Source organism: Microbacterium sp. GbtcB4 (assembly GCF_019091465.1).
In the GTDB taxonomy this organism is placed as follows: domain Bacteria; phylum Actinomycetota; class Actinomycetes; order Actinomycetales; family Microbacteriaceae; genus Microbacterium; species Microbacterium paraoxydans.
Genome location: NZ_JAGXJJ010000377.1, coordinates 1 through 245 on the forward strand (window position 1 = coordinate 1; position 245 = coordinate 245).

The following is a 245-nucleotide window of genomic DNA, read 5'->3' on the forward strand; positions in this document are numbered from 1 at the left end:
CGGGGAAGGTGCTGCCCGACCCGCCCGTCCCCATGATCGCCCCCCCGCGTCCCCCCGAAGAAGCAGGAGGCCGCTGATGAGCAGCACCAACCGGGCGACGGAGCCCGCATCCGGCGTCACGACCGGAATCTCGGCGAAGGGCCTGAGCGCCGGCACCGTCGGCCTGATCGGCGCCGTCGTGATCGGCATCTCGTGCATCGCCCCCCCCTACACGTTCACGGCCGCCGTCGGCCCCACCCCGTCCG

General features: G+C 73.9%; 1 pseudogene. It reads left to right on the forward strand.

What is annotated here, in order from left to right:
• Positions 1–76: 76 nt before the first annotated feature.
• Positions 77–245: pseudogene (locus KVS71_RS20110) on the forward strand (amino acid transporter); the annotation flags it as partial.